The 13,621-nt window shown below is 44.7% G+C and carries 13 protein-coding genes and 1 tRNA gene; 11 read left to right on the plus strand and 3 right to left on the minus strand.

Features of this window, described 5'->3' with window-relative positions:
- Positions 1 to 10: 10 nt before the first annotated feature.
- The 3 genes from NXG61_RS04280 to thiD all read right to left on the minus strand — a co-directional run bounded on the left by NXG61_RS04280 (position 11) and on the right by thiD (position 2,107).
- A complete protein-coding gene (locus NXG61_RS04280; RefSeq protein WP_307224066.1) occupies positions 11 to 583 on the minus strand; it encodes a TetR/AcrR family transcriptional regulator in 573 nt (190 codons plus the stop codon).
- Between the two features lie 242 nt (positions 584 to 825).
- Positions 826 to 1,203, minus strand: coding sequence for a RidA family protein (locus NXG61_RS04285; protein WP_196604049.1), 378 nt, complete (start codon positions 1,201 to 1,203; stop codon positions 826 to 828).
- A gap of 100 nt (positions 1,204 to 1,303) precedes the next feature.
- The gene (gene thiD / locus NXG61_RS04290) at positions 1,304 to 2,107 is read right to left on the minus strand and encodes a bifunctional hydroxymethylpyrimidine kinase/phosphomethylpyrimidine kinase (RefSeq protein ID WP_196604048.1); all 804 of its coding nucleotides are present in this window, start codon (positions 2,105 to 2,107) and stop codon (positions 1,304 to 1,306) included.
- 141 nt (positions 2,108 to 2,248) lie between these two features.
- On the opposite strand from thiD, the gene NXG61_RS04295 reads away from it, so the two are divergent.
- From NXG61_RS04295 to NXG61_RS04345, 11 genes are all read left to right on the plus strand, one after another.
- Positions 2,249 to 2,325 (plus strand) — tRNA-Pro (locus tag NXG61_RS04295).
- 225 nt (positions 2,326 to 2,550) lie between these two features.
- Entirely contained in the window at positions 2,551 to 3,189 is a 639-nt protein-coding gene (locus NXG61_RS04300) for a precorrin-2 dehydrogenase/sirohydrochlorin ferrochelatase family protein (protein ID WP_196604047.1), read from the plus strand.
- On the plus strand, positions 3,158 to 4,474 hold the full coding sequence (hemA, locus tag NXG61_RS04305; protein WP_196604046.1) for a glutamyl-tRNA reductase: 1,317 nt from the start codon (positions 3,158 to 3,160) through the stop codon (positions 4,472 to 4,474). Before NXG61_RS04300 ends, hemA begins: the two co-directional genes overlap by 32 nt.
- On the plus strand, positions 4,437 to 5,369 hold the full coding sequence (gene hemC / locus NXG61_RS04310; protein ID WP_196604045.1) for a hydroxymethylbilane synthase: 933 nt from the start codon (positions 4,437 to 4,439) through the stop codon (positions 5,367 to 5,369). The genes hemA and hemC overlap by 38 nt, the downstream gene beginning before the upstream one ends.
- Positions 5,370 to 5,427: 58 nt before the next feature.
- Positions 5,428 to 6,939, plus strand: a complete 1,512-nt coding sequence (gene cobA / locus NXG61_RS04315) for a uroporphyrinogen-III C-methyltransferase (protein WP_307224062.1) — start codon at positions 5,428 to 5,430, stop codon at positions 6,937 to 6,939.
- 99 nt (positions 6,940 to 7,038) lie between these two features.
- Entirely contained in the window at positions 7,039 to 7,881 is an 843-nt protein-coding gene (locus tag NXG61_RS04320; RefSeq protein WP_196604043.1) for a transporter substrate-binding domain-containing protein, read from the plus strand.
- Positions 7,882 to 8,020: 139 nt separating this feature from the next.
- A complete protein-coding gene (locus NXG61_RS04325) occupies positions 8,021 to 8,818 on the plus strand; it encodes an amino acid ABC transporter permease (RefSeq protein ID WP_196604042.1) in 798 nt (265 codons plus the stop codon).
- 25 nt (positions 8,819 to 8,843) lie between these two features.
- Positions 8,844 to 9,575: an amino acid ABC transporter ATP-binding protein gene (locus NXG61_RS04330; protein WP_196604467.1), complete on the plus strand. Its 732-nt coding sequence runs from the start codon at positions 8,844 to 8,846 to the stop codon at positions 9,573 to 9,575.
- Positions 9,576 to 9,707: 132 nt separating this feature from the next.
- Positions 9,708 to 10,706, plus strand: coding sequence for a porphobilinogen synthase (gene hemB, locus NXG61_RS04335; protein WP_231038513.1), 999 nt, complete (start codon positions 9,708 to 9,710; stop codon positions 10,704 to 10,706).
- A gap of 40 nt (positions 10,707 to 10,746) precedes the next feature.
- Positions 10,747 to 12,069 (plus strand): glutamate-1-semialdehyde 2,1-aminomutase, encoded by a 1,323-nt coding sequence (hemL, locus tag NXG61_RS04340; RefSeq protein WP_196604041.1) that lies wholly within the window; start codon positions 10,747 to 10,749, stop codon positions 12,067 to 12,069.
- Positions 12,070 to 12,244: 175 nt separating this feature from the next.
- Positions 12,245 to 13,618 (plus strand): PTS transporter subunit EIIC, encoded by a 1,374-nt coding sequence (locus NXG61_RS04345; protein WP_307224058.1) that lies wholly within the window; start codon positions 12,245 to 12,247, stop codon positions 13,616 to 13,618.
- Positions 13,619 to 13,621 lie beyond the last annotated feature (3 nt).

A 13,621-nucleotide genomic window follows, 5' to 3' on the forward strand; every position in this document is an offset into this window, starting at 1 on the left:
CTGCTTAAAATTATTCTTTTTCAACGGCTTCTACACCGTATATAAATGTCTGGACCAATAATAGATAGCTGTCTTCTTTGGTGATAGGCTGATGAAACCATCCCGATGCTTCTAGAGACACGAAACCGTGCATGATACTGCGCAGACCGCGCACAGCGTGGGTAAGATACTCATCGCGTAGCTGATACTGCGAGAGAACCTTGAATAAAACATCCATGAGATCCCGGGAAGCTGCCTTAAATTTTTCATCTTCCTTGCATTCCCAGGCAAGTGATATTATTGCCTGATATTGCCCCGGAAATATCAGGGCAAATTGCCGATAAGCCTTAGCTACTTCTAAGACAGCATCATCGCGCGATTGACCTATGGCAGCATGTGTCAGATATTGCTTTAAATGTGCGTTTGCATAGATTACAAGCTCACATTTTAAGTGAAACAGGCTGTCTATATGATTATAAAGAGACTGTTTTTTGATATTGAGCTTTGCTGCTATATATGTTAGAGTCACTGTATCAAGACCATTTTCATCGGCTATTTTTGCTGCTGTTTCAACGATAGCAGCAGTGCTGAGCTTGGCACGCATTATAAAATCACTCCTAAGAAAATCACTCCGACAACTGACACAATACATCTTAAAACTTACTATGTCAGTTGTCAAGCAAAATATATTCTTAAAATATAAAACTCTATTTATAAAGTGAAGGTACAGGGAACATATACCTTCTGCTTTACAAATAGAGTTTTTAAAAGGATGCTGGTGAAATAAAACAATCAGCACAATAAAATAAATTTCAATGGAAGAGAAAAGTCATTATGCGAAAAAGATCATCGCAGAGCAACTGTTTCTATTTCTATGAGCATATCCTTAGGCAGACGTGCCACTTCCACACAGGAGCGTGCGGGGCATGTTCCTGTAAAATATTGTCCATAGATTTCGTTGACTTTGGAAAAATCATTCATGTTTTTGATGAAGACAGTGGTTTTTATTACCTTATCCATTGAAGAACCGGCTTCTTCCAGGACAGCTTTCAAATTATCAAGCACTTGTTTTGTCTGTGCTTCAATACCTTCGGCAATTTCTCCTGTTTCGGGAATAATGGCGATCTGACCTGATGTGAAAATCAATTTGTCAAAGATGGATATTGCCTGTGAATATGGTCCCAAAGCGGCAGGTGCTTTGGCAGTGTGGATTTCCTGTTTCATACTTCATGCTCCTTATATGTTATTAACTGTAAAATAAATTCACGGGGAATTATTGCCCGGTGAACGAATTGCCATATATGACTTATATTGAAGAAAAAATTTATTGACGTGAAGCCCAGTGACATAAAGCGCCTGTATATTGATTGAGCTTGAATGAAGCAGCCACGGCCTTTTGCATGAAGGTCTGAGTATGATTGAAAGCTTCATGGACACTAAGTCCTTTTGCCAGGCAAGCTGTCATTGCGGCAGAGAAACTGCAGCCTGCGCCGCTGTTATAGACGTTGGCTAATTTCGGTTTTTCCTCGATAAGAAAATCTTTGCCGTCGAAAAGTACATCTGTCATTTTTTCTGAATCGAAGCGGCTGCCCGATTTTATGACGATATTCTTAGCGCCGAGCTTATGAATATTGATGCAAGCCTGTTTTATGTCATCAAGGCTTTCTATACTCTCCATATCGGCCAAATATGCTGCTTCCAGAGTGTTTGGCGTTATGACATCGGCATATTTCACTAAATTTGCTTTTATGACCGCGGCTGCTTCCGGCACCATTATATCATCTATGCCTTTGCAGACCATGACGGGATCAATGACAATATTTTTAAATTTATATTTTTGAATAGAGTCAACCACTAAGTTGACAAGAGCAGCTGAACCGAGCATGCCTGTTTTAATGGCATCCGCGCCTATACCGCCGCCGACAGTGGCTATCTGACGTTCGACAGTAGCAATGTCGATGGGAAATATATCGTGAGCCCAGTCTGTGGGAGCTTGAGCCACTATGACGGTAAGTGCCGCCATTCCGTAGACACCTATTTCTTCAAAAGTTTTTAGATCTGCTTCCATGCCGGCGCTTCCGGAAGTATCCGAACCGGCAATAGTCAGCGCTTTAAATTTTTCTGCCATGCGATCACCCTTATCAGTCAATATTGTCCGCTGTGATGCGGTATGAATAAAATTATAGATAGCAGGAGGTAAAAAGTCAATTACTTTACCGTGCTTATAATGCTTGACATAAGGGGAAAATAAACTTATAATATCTATGTTCGGGACGTGGCTCAGCTTGGTAGAGCACTACCTTGGGGTGGTAGGGGTCGTGGGTTCGAATCCCGCCGTTCCGACCATAGAGAAAAAGACAGGCAGGGCATGGCTTTTTGCATGACTTGTTTTTAGCGGCATGATATTTTTTGAAGAAGCTGGAAGCCAATTTGGTTTCCGGTTTTTTTGTGCGTCTGTGATAATATATATACAGCTTTTCCGTCAAAAAACTATAATATCATAGCAATGTTTTATAGTTTGTTATATAATAAAATAATGAATGTTATTCGTAAATAAAAGAGGTGTGACGTTTGTATCCGGTAAATTTGATCCTTGATGAAAAAGCCTGTGTGGTCGTTGGCGGAGGAGAGGTCGCTTATCGTAAAATAGAAGGGCTTTTGTCAGCCGCTGCCGCGGTTACTGTCATTGCTCCGGACATTACGGAAAAGCTTTTTTCCATGTATGAGAAAGGCCTTTTTGCCTGGGTGAAGAAATCATATGAGGATGGTGATATAAAAGGCTTTTTTCTGGCCGTTTGTGCTACTGATGACGAAGAGATAAATAGAAGAGTCGCAGCCGAGGCAAAAAAAGAAGGTATTCTGATAAATGTTGTGGACAGGCTTTCTTTATGTGATTTTGCTATGCCGGCTGTTATAAGACGCGGTGATCTGCTGGTGACTTCATCAACAAACGGCAAAAGTCCTGCCATGGCGAGGGAAATACGCCGGGAACTGGAGAAGTTCCTTGATGCGGGGTATGCACCGTTCATCGAGATAATGGCAGGGCTGAGAAAGGAAGCAATGACCGTGATACCGACATTCCGGGAGCGGGAAGAGTTTTGGCGGAGCACACTTGATGAGAATATATTGAAAATGGTACGTGAAGGTAAGCTTGGAGAAGCGGAGGATAAGATTCGTAATGCAATTAGCAGTTTTGGGCCTCAATCATAAAACGGCACCGGTTGATGTGCGTGAAAAATTTTCTATCAGTCAGGAAAGCGTTATTGACGGACTTCGCCATATAGACGATTACGGAGCGATATTGGAAGCTGTGATTTTATCTACATGCAATCGCAGTGAAATTTATGCGGTTTTGGATGACGGCGATGACGGAAAAGATATATTGAAGCAGTTCCTTTTTGATTTGACCGGCAATGAAGATGAGATCGACTGCTATTTGTATTATTATCCTGATTATGCATGTATCAGGCATTTGTTTCAGGTGGCGTCCAGTCTGGATTCTTTGATCATCGGAGAAGGACAGATATTGAGCCAGGTGAAAAAGGCGTATGCCGTCGCCAGAGAAAATTCGGCAACGAGTACGGTTCTCAATACTTTGTTTCATCGGGCGATAACCACGGGAAAGAGAGTACGCACCGAAACGCATATAGCGTATAATGCCGTATCGGTCAGTTATGCTGCGGTCGAACTTGCCAAAACAGTATTCGGCGGCAGCCTCGGCAATTCTTCTGCGCTTATTTATGGTGCCGGCGAAACGGCGGAATTGACAGCAAAAAATCTTCTGGGCAAGGGAATACAGAAGATATATATAGCAAACAGACACATTGAAAAAGCACGTATGCTTGCAGAAAAATTTGCCGGGAAGGCAGTACCGTTTGATAAGGCTTTTTCCAATGCGGAGGGAATAGATATAGTTGTCACGTCCACAGGGGCGCCTCATTATGTGGTAAAGCCGTGGGAAACACAGCAGTTTATGGCCAGAAGAAAAGGGCGGCCGCTGATATTTATTGATATAGCAGTACCGCGTGATGTTGATCCGGATGTCGCTAATATAAAAGGTGTGCTTTTATATAATATAGATGATTTAAAAGCTGTGGTGGAGGATAATATAAAACGGCGCGGCGAAGAAGCAAAAGTTGCGGATAAAATAATAGCTGAGGAAGTCGATGATCTTGTGGAACGTTTTCGTTATCTGTCGTTCAGACCGGTGATGGTTCTGCTGACGGACAAGGCGGATCGGATAAGGCGGCGTGAAGTGAGGCGTGCTATGAATAAGTTGGAAAATATTACACCTGCTCAGGAACGTGCCATGGAAAATATGTCAAAAATGATAGTGCGCAAGCTTCTTCGTGAACCTATGACCAAGCTGAATAGTTCGGCAGGAACGGTACAAGAAGAATTTTATATAGAGGCTATGAAAAAATTATTCAAGCTGGATATGCTTAAGGAGAAGAACAGTGAAAAACAAGATAGTTATAGGTACGCGCAGCAGTAAGCTTGCTTTGTGGCAGGCTGAGTATATTGCAGGCTGCATACGGAAAAAGTATCCGGAAAAAACTGTGGAACTTTTGCATATTACTACCAAGGGGGACAAAGTTCTTGATGTGCCGCTGGCAAAAATAGGCGGCAAGGGTCTTTTTACCAAGGAAATAGAAACTGCCATGCTCGAAGGTGAAATCGATATAGCTGTACACAGTCTTAAGGATATGCCGACACAGCTGCCGGACGGACTTGTTTTGGCGGCTGTAACAGAACGGGCCGATGCTGCCGACGCGTTTGTCAGCATCAAATATGAAAAATTTACTTCTCTGCCGAAAGGCGCAAGAGTGGGTACTTCCAGCCTCAGGCGCAAGGCGCAGCTTTTGCATGTGAGACCGGATCTTCAGATAGGCAGTCTGCGCGGCAATGTAAATACAAGGCTGGAAAAATTGGAACAGGGATATTTTGATGCGATCATCCTGGCGGCAGCGGGACTTAAAAGGTTAGGGTTTGGAGCAAAGATACGGGAATTGCTGCCAAAGAGTCTCTGCCTGCCGGCAGTGGGGCAGGGAGTTATGGCAGTTGAAGCGCGTGAGGATGATGATGCAATGCGTGATCTGCTGCAGTTCCTGCATGATGAAAAATCATGGCAGGAGGCAATCGCTGAGAGAGCTTTTCTGGCAAGAGTGGAAGGCGGCTGTCAGGTGCCTGTGGGAGTGCATGCCGTCGCTGCCGACGGAGTGATCACTGTGGAGGCAGTAATAGCATCCTTGGACGGAAAACAGTTGTTTCATGACAGAGAGTCAGGTCCGGTTTCTTCCGCAGCTGAACTCGGCAGAAAAGCGGCAGAAAGACTGCTTGATGAAGGTGGGCTGGCAATTATGCAGGAAATAGGACTTCTGTGCGATTAGGCAGATTGGTTTTGCATATTGCGGAAAATAATATCTTGATATTAGTGCGGAGGAAAAAATGGCGGGAATTGTTTATCTTATAGGTGCCGGACCGGGCGATGCCGGACTCTTGACAATAAAGGGAGCAGAATGCATAAAAAAGGCTGACATAATAGTCTATGACTATTTAGCCGATAAGAAATTACTTGCTTATGCCGCGAACGGAGCGGAACTGATATATGTGGGAAAGCAGGCAGACAAGCACACGATGCGGCAGGAAGAAATAAATCAGCTGCTGGTGGATAAAGCCGGGGCAGGAAAAACGGTAGCCAGGTTAAAAGGCGGCGATCCTTTCGTGTTTGGACGCGGCGGTGAGGAAGCACTGGCTCTCAGAGAGAATGGACTGCCGTTTGAAATAGTTCCGGGTGTCACGTCGGCTATTTCCGCGGCTGCTTATGCCGGAATACCGGTTACACACCGTAAAGTGGCGGCATCATTTGCTGTCATCACCGGTCACGAAGATCCGACCCGCAGTGCGTCGGGGATAAATTGGCGTAATCTTGCGGTCGGCATAGACACATTGGTATTTTTGATGGGAGTAGGCAATCTGCCGCATATAACCAAACAGCTTATCGCAAACGGCAGAAAACCGGAAACTCCGGCAGCCCTTGTGAGATGGGGAACTAAGGCTCAGCAGGAAGTATTGGTGACTACTGTGGAAAATGCCGCGGCTGATGTGGAAAAGCATGGACTTAAGCCGCCGGCTGTTTTTATAGTCGGCGATGTCGTCAACTTGAGGGATTCATTGAGATGGTTTGATAATAAGGAGCTGTTTGGCAGAAAAATTCTGGTCACGAGGGCAAGAGAGCAGGCTTCAAAATTGACAGAAGGACTGGAACAGTATGGTGCCGCATGTGTGGAAGCACCTGTCATCAGTATTGAAGATCCGGATGATGATTTTGCAGGGCTGGATAATGCCATTGAAAATATCAGTACATATGATTGGATCGTATTCACCAGTGTAAATGGCGTGGCGAGATTTTTTGAACGTCTGGCTGATAAGAAACTGGATACACGTGCTTTGGGAAAAGCGTATATAGCGGCTATCGGCAGCAGTACGGAAAAGGAACTCAGCCGTTGCGGCATCAGAGCGGATGTTGTACCGTATGACTTTTGCGCGGAAGGTATATTGGCAGAGCTGGGAACACGTATCGAAAAAGGGACAAAAATACTCATTCCCAGAGCCAAAGAGGCACGATCTGTACTTCCAGATGAGCTGACTAAGGCCGGCGCAAGGGTGGATGTAGTCCAATGCTATAAAACAGTGACTGCTGCATCATCTGATGACGATATTGAAGGCAGGCTGGCGGCGGGAGAAATAGATGCTATTACATTCACCAGCTCCTCTACCGTAACGAATCTTCTTAAGCTGCTTGGCAACAAGACAGAATTGATCAATAATGCTGTTGTGGCCTGCATTGGGCCTATCACGGCACAAACATGCCGTGAAAATGGAATAAAACCTGATGTTGTTGCACAGAAGTATACTATTGCCGGTTTGATAGGCGCTGTCCGCAGATTTTATGAGTGAATAGATTGAATTGACAAGCAAACTATGCGTTGTTATAATGAAAAAATATTATATTATTGTAATAATCTGGTAAATTATTTAAAAGGGTGGATGCGGTTTATGAAAGTGACAAAGAAAATTGCGGCTATAATCGCTGTATGTGTGCTGACTATCGGCACAGCTTTGATTGCCGGCTGCGGCGGTTCTGCCGATTCGGACAAAAAAGTACTGCGTGTGGGACTGGAATGCGCGTATGCCCCATTTAACTGGGCGCAGAATGACGATGCTAACGGAGCGGTAAAAATAGCGGATGCGGACCAATATGCCATGGGATATGATATTTTAATGGCTAAAAAGATCGCGGACGGCATGGGCTATAAGCTGGAAATTCATAAGATGGAATGGGACGGATTGATTCCGGCTGTTAATACAGGTAAAATAGATGCTGTAATCGCCGGTATGAGCATAACTGAAAAACGCAAACAAACAGTGGACTTTTCCGACGTATATTATAATGCTTCGATCGTTGCTCTTGTAAAAAAAGACGGCAAGTATGCCGAAGCAAAAAGTGTTGCTGATTTAAAAGGCGCAGTGGCAACATCTCAGCTCAATACGGTATGGTATGATCTGATTGATCAGATTCCAAATGCTGATAAGCAGCCGGCAATTGATAATGTGCCGGGGATGGTGGTAGCTTTGACTTCCGGCAAGGTAGACGTTTTGGTTTTGGACAAACCTACAGCCATGGCGGCGGCTTATGCCAATCCCGATCTAAAAATGCTGGACTTTAAAGATGAAGGCGGATTCAAAGCATCCACGGAAGATGTGGAAATGGGCATAGCGGTAAAAAAAGGCAACAGTGAGCTGCTGCAGAAGATAAATGAACAGCTTGCAAAGATCAATGAAGATGACCGTGCGAAAATGATGGAAGAAGCAATAAAGGACCAGCCTTTGGCTAAATGATCTGAAGATGGCACAAAGATGTGAGGGAGCGGTGTAAAAACTGCCCCTCATATTTTTTTATGGTTTAATTGCGGTAAACATAGTATAATATGTTTAGTTTTTTGCGACTTTTTGTAATCTTTGTTAAGGGAGTGGTTTGATGACAGCGGATATGCCGACAACTTTTTTCGGCTGGGTTGTATTCATCATTAATCAATACGGCGGTGCTTTGCTGCAGGGAGCTGGCGTGACTCTGCTGCTGGCTATAGTGGGCACACTCATCGGGTGTGCTATCGGTCTTTTTGTGGGAATTGTGCAAACAGTACCTATTACAGAAAGAACAAATACGGGACTTAAAATACTGAACAGGGCAGTCCAGTTTGTTTTGGCAGCCTATGTAGAGATTTTTCGCGGGACACCTATGATAGTTCAGGCCATGGTGGTTTATTACGGATCAATGGCTGTTTTTAACATCGATATGTCAGCTATGCTGGCGGGATTTTTGGTGGTTTCGGTGAATACGGGAGCTTATATGGCGGAAACGGTGCGCGGCGGTATAATTTCTATTGATAAAGGGCAGACCGAAGCTGCCATGGCAATAGGAATGAACCATTTCCAGACGATGTACACAGTTGTCCTGCCTCAGGCACTTAGAAATATAATGCCTCAGATCGGCAATAATCTTATTATAAATATAAAGGATACATCAGTACTGAATGTTATTTCGGTCACAGAGCTTTATTTTGCGTCTAAATCTGCGGCGGGTGTATATTATCGATATTTTGAAGTCTTTTTTGTTACCTGTGTGATTTATTTTATTATGACTTTTGCCGCATCACGTATTTTACGCTATTTCGAACGCAGAATGGCCGGTTCGGCGGATTATCAGCTGGTCGGCGATCCGATGGCTGATCCGAGCGGCATATTTCCTAACGGTACGAAAATGGGAGGGAAATAAATTGACTACAGAAAAGAAAAAGCCTATTTTGGCAATAAATCATCTGGTCAAATATTTTGGTGAGCGGGAAATACTTAAGGATATAGATTTTGAAGTCGGTCAGGGAAACGTGATAAGCGTGATAGGTGCTTCCGGTTCAGGAAAATCGACGATGCTGCGCTGTATAAATCTTTTGGAGATGCCCACATCAGGAGACATCATCTTTGAAGGAAAGAATGTTCTGGATACAAGCAACAACATTGCTTTGTACAGGACAAAGGTAGGAATGGTTTTTCAGTCTTTTAATTTATTCACGAATATGACTGTCCTGCAAAATTGCATGGTAAGTCCTGTCACTGTTTTGAAGAGAAGCCGGGAAGAGGCAAGACAAACAGCCATGAAATATCTGGAAAAGGTAGGTATGGCACAGTACATAAATGCCCGGCCTGATCAACTGTCAGGCGGACAGAAGCAGCGTGTGGCAATAGCGCGGGCACTGGCCATCAAACCGCAGATCCTCCTGTTTGATGAACCTACCTCTGCGCTGGACCCGCAGATGGTGGGAGAAGTATTGGAAGTAATGCGTGAACTTGCCGAGGAAGGCCTTACAATGATAATCGTAACGCATGAAATGGCATTTGCCAGAGATGTATCGACGCGTGTTATTTATATGGCTGACGGAGTTATTGTTGAAGATGGCACGCCGCAGGAAGTTTTCGGCAGTCCCAAACATGAAAGGACAAAGGAATTTTTGGCTCGTTTCACGCAGAATACATAACCGAAGGGTGCTATCGATATATTGGAAAAAGACAGGTAAAAATCTGTTAAACAGATGATACTGTGCTATAATATGAATCAGATTCAATATTTTCGTAAGAAGAGGTGACAAAGAGAGCCGAATACTCTCTTGATGATCATGAAAGAAAGTAAATTTCCGCAAAAATTACGTCCGCGCCGCATGCGTATCTCTCCTGCTCTCCGTTCGATGGTCAGGGAAACAGAAATTTCCGCAAAGGATTTTATTTATCCTATATTTGTAGTGGCAGGCAAAAATGTCATGGAGGAAATACCGAGTATGCCTAATTGTTACCGTATTTCCGTGGATAATGCGGTGAAGCTCGCAAAAGAAATATGGGCACTGGGCATTCCGGCAGTGGAGATCTTTGGCTTGCCGGAATATAAAGATGAGATCGGTTCGTCGGCATGGGATATGCAAAGTCCCGTGCAATGCGCGATAACTGCCATAAAACAGGCTGTACCGGAAATGGTGATCGTGGGCGATGTATGTCTTTGTCAATATACTTCGCACGGACACTGCGGTAAATTGTGCGGACACTATGTGGACAATGACGCGACTCTTGAACTTTTGCAGAAAGTTGCCGTGAGTCAGGCAAAAGCAGGCGCTGATATCGTTGCCCCTTCTGATATGATGGATGGCAGAGTGTCGGCAATCCGCCAGGCGCTTGATGATGATGGCTTTATTAATATATCTGTTATGTCATATGCCGTAAAATATGCTTCAGCCTACTATGGTCCTTTCAGGGATGCGGCTGATTCTACACCTTCCTTTGGTGATCGGCGTGCTTATCAAATGGATCCGGCAAATGCGCTTGAGGCTATGAAGGAAGTGGACCTTGATTTGGACGAGGGTGCGGATATGATCATAGTCAAGCCGGCATTATCATATCTCGATATAGTGAGACGTGTCAGGGAACATATAAATCTGCCGCTTGTCACCTATAATGTGAGCGGAGAATATGCGATGGTGAAGGCTGCCGCCCAAAATGGCTGGATCGATGAAAAACGCATCGTGCTGGAGACACTGACCAGTATGAAGCGGGCAGGTGCCGACAGTATCATAACCTATCATGCCATTGATGCGGCAAAATGGCTGCGCGAAAGCGAATAGCAGATTTAGAGTAATATTATAGAGGAAAGTTGGGAAATGTATGCTTCATTTGGATAAATCTCATGCCGCTTTCAGCGAAGCGAAGACCCTGATGCCGGGAGGTGTGAACAGTCCGGTACGTTCTTATAAAAGTGTGGATTGTGATCCGCCGTTTATTGATCATGCAAAGGGAAGCAAAATATATGATATAGACGGAAATGAATATATTGACTATGTCGGCTCGTGGGGACCGATGGTTGTGGGACATGCACATCCTCAGGTGGTGGCGGCACTGCAAAAAGCCGTCGAAAAGGGAACAAGCTACGGAGCGCCGACTTTGCTTGAAAGCGAGCTGGCAAAGCTTGTCATGCAAGTTTATCCTTCCATTGAAAAGATACGGATGGTAAATTCGGGAACAGAGGCTACCATGAGTGCTCTGCGTGCCGCCAGAGGATACACCGGACGGGATAAAATCGTCAAGTTTATCGGCTGCTATCACGGACATGGTGACAGTCTGCTGGTCAAAGCCGGTTCAGGTGCGGCTACCTTCGGTGTGCCTGACAGTCCGGGTGTGACAAAAGGGACAGCGCAGGATACGATTACTGTACCATATAATGACAGTGAAGCTATAAAAAAAGTTTTGGAAGAACGGGCAGAAGAGATCGCTGCTGTGATAGTCGAGCCTGTCGCCGGCAATATGGGCCTTGTTTTGCCAAAGCAGGGGTATCTGCGTACTTTGCGTGATTTGACGCAAAAAAATGGTATTGTTTTGATTTTTGACGAAGTTATGTGCGGTTTTAGGGCATCATTGGGAGGTGCACAGGCGGCTTACGGAATAGTTCCCGATATGACCTGTCTCGGTAAGATAATAGGGGGCGGCCTGCCCGTTGCCGCATATGGCGGAAAGAAAGAAATAATGGATATGGTGGCACCAAAGGGACCGGTTTATCAGGCCGGAACATTGAGCGGCAATCCGCTGGCTATGACGGCGGGAATTGTCACACTGTCTCTGCTGACTATGGACCCTGAAGACGGGCAGCCTGATTACAGCCGCATTTTGACATTGAAAACAAAAAGACTGCTTCTCAGCATGCAGGCGTCCGCAAAGGAAGCAGGGATAAAAATACAGGCCCATCAGGCCGGTTCAATGTTTGGTATATTTTTCAATGCCGGTGAAGTTTATGATTATGAAACGGCGGCGGCTTCCGATCAGGAGGCTTTTAAAATATACTTTAGATCAATGCTGGAACAGGGGATATATCTGGCGCCTTCTCAGTTTGAAACCTTGTTCATGAGCGGTGCGCATAATGATGAAGATATAGAAAAAACAGAGATCGCTGCCCGTAATGCCTTTAAAGCTGTGGCTCAGTTTAAAAATAAATAGTAAGATGCATACACCTGGGATTGAAGGAAAAATTACTCAAGCCAAGGTGTATTTTTATGCCTGAAAAGGCAATATAAATAATTATATTGTCACTGTCCTATTGTCGGAGTACAATAAAATAATATTATTTATGATAACAATCAGCGGGAATATTTTTACATATGGGAGAAAAATAATGGATAAATGGTTTGGCGGAATGCAACGTATAGGCGGGGCGGTCATGCTGCCTATTGCGGTGCTTCCGGCTGCGGCTTTACTTTTGCGTTTGGGCGCACCCGATATATTTAATATACCTTTTATAATGAAGGCGGGAGAGACGATTTTTACGAATATAGCACTTATTTTCGCTATAGGGGTGGCAATCGGTATTGCGCGCGATAATAATGGAGCAGCAGCGCTGGCCGGTGCGATCGGCTATTTGGTGCTTACAGCTGGAATGAAAGCTATTGATGAAAATCTGGATATGGGAGTTTTGGCGGGAATCGTGAGCGGTATCGAGGCAGGCTTTTTATATAACAGATTTCATTGCATAAAAGTCCCCGAATGTGTAGGCTTTTTCGGCGGAACTCGGCTTGTTCCCATAATTACTGCACTGCTGGCAGCTGTATCGGCCGCTGTTTTTAGTATTGTCTGGGAGCCGTGTCAGAATGTTATAAATAGTCTCGGCGTGTGGATAGTAAATGCAGGCGCTGTGGGTGCTTTTATTTACGGTCTGCTTAACAGGCTGCTTATACCGATTGGGCTGCATCATATCCTAAACAGCTTCATCTGGTTTATTTCAGGTAATTATACCACCGCTGACGGAGTGGCGGTTACCGGAGATCTCAGCCGTTTTTTCGCAGGTGATCCTAATGCCGGCATGTTTATGGCAGGTTTTTATATTATGATGATGTTTGGTATGCCGGCAGCTGCACTGGCAATCTATCATGCAGCCAAACCGGAAAACAGAACAAAGATAAAAGTCATGCTGCTGATCATGGCCTTTACGTCTTTTTTCACAGGTATCACGGAACCTATAGAATTTATGTTTATGTTTTTGGCACCGGGATTGTACGTCGTTCATGCTATCCTTACCGGTCTGGCACTTGCGGCGGCATACAGTGCAGGTATACTGCATGGTTTCAGTTTTTCGGCAGGCTTTATTGACTATATACTCAATTGGGGTATTGCAACGAACCCTGTTCTGATAATACCGATTGGCCTGATCTTTGGTGTTGTCTATTACATAATATTCAGCTGGGCCATAAGATATTTTGATATCCATACCGTCGGGCGTTATTCCGAAGAAGCGGTGGAAAATGCGGAAACTGGGGTATTATATGTACCGGAGCTGATTACGAAGCTGGGAGGTGCTGACAATCTCGAAGAAGTCGGCGCATGCATCACCAGACTGAGGATCAATGTTAGAAATGCGGCATTGGTGGATGAAAAATCACTAAAGGCGCTCGGTGTGAAGGGAGTCGTCAGGAAAGGGCAAAATATACAGGTGATCGTGGGCACGCGGGCCGAGAGTATTGCCAAGGAAATAAATACGATGCTAAAACGGTGACAC

The sequence above is a fragment of the Pectinatus haikarae genome, from assembly GCF_050916305.1.
Taxonomy (GTDB): Bacteria; Bacillota; Negativicutes; order Selenomonadales; family Selenomonadaceae; genus Pectinatus; species Pectinatus haikarae.

What these genes read in the sequence shown, in the direction of transcription:
- NXG61_RS04280 (WP_307224066.1), bottom strand. Translation starts at nt 583, where the DNA reads ATGCGTGCCAAGCTCAGCACTGCTGCTATCGTTGAAACAGCAGCAAAA.
- NXG61_RS04285 (WP_196604049.1), bottom strand. Translation starts at nt 1,203, where the DNA reads ATGAAACAGGAAATCCACACTGCCAAAGCACCTGCCGCTTTGGGACCA.
- thiD (WP_196604048.1), bottom strand. Translation starts at nt 2,107, where the DNA reads ATGGCAGAAAAATTTAAAGCGCTGACTATTGCCGGTTCGGATACTTCC.
- hemA (WP_196604046.1), top strand. Translation starts at nt 3,158, where the DNA reads ATGCAATTAGCAGTTTTGGGCCTCAATCATAAAACGGCACCGGTTGAT.
- cobA (WP_307224062.1), top strand. Translation starts at nt 5,428, where the DNA reads ATGGCGGGAATTGTTTATCTTATAGGTGCCGGACCGGGCGATGCCGGA.
- NXG61_RS04320 (WP_196604043.1), top strand. Translation starts at nt 7,039, where the DNA reads ATGAAAGTGACAAAGAAAATTGCGGCTATAATCGCTGTATGTGTGCTG.
- NXG61_RS04325 (WP_196604042.1), top strand. Translation starts at nt 8,021, where the DNA reads ATGACAGCGGATATGCCGACAACTTTTTTCGGCTGGGTTGTATTCATC.
- hemB (WP_231038513.1), top strand. Translation starts at nt 9,708, where the DNA reads ATGATCATGAAAGAAAGTAAATTTCCGCAAAAATTACGTCCGCGCCGC.
- hemL (WP_196604041.1), top strand. Translation starts at nt 10,747, where the DNA reads ATGCTTCATTTGGATAAATCTCATGCCGCTTTCAGCGAAGCGAAGACC.
- NXG61_RS04345 (WP_307224058.1), top strand. Translation starts at nt 12,245, where the DNA reads ATGGATAAATGGTTTGGCGGAATGCAACGTATAGGCGGGGCGGTCATG.